Annotated in this window: 1 protein-coding gene; it reads right to left on the minus strand. The window is 67.6% G+C overall.

Going from position 1 to position 247, the window contains the following annotated elements:
* Positions 1-247, minus strand: a 247-nt coding sequence (locus IO30_RS41150; protein WP_157853405.1) for a KR domain-containing protein, incomplete at both ends; no start/stop codon positions are given.

A 247-nucleotide genomic window follows, 5' to 3' on the forward strand; every position in this document is an offset into this window, starting at 1 on the left:
CGAGCTCACCCGCCATACCACCAGCCGTCGCCCACAGACCCCAGGCCAGCGAACTCCCCGCCAGACCCTCCGCCCGACGGGACGCAGCCAACGCATCCAAGAACGCATTCGCCGCGGCATAGTTGCCCTGACCCGGACCACCGACCAGCGCCGCAACCGACGAGAACAACACGAACGCCGACAGCTCCATACCCGCCGTCAACTCATGCAGATGCACCGCCGCATCCAACTTCGGCGCCAGCACCCG

This window comes from Streptomyces xanthophaeus (assembly GCF_000725805.1).
GTDB lineage: Bacteria > Actinomycetota > Actinomycetes > Streptomycetales > Streptomycetaceae > Streptomyces > Streptomyces xanthophaeus.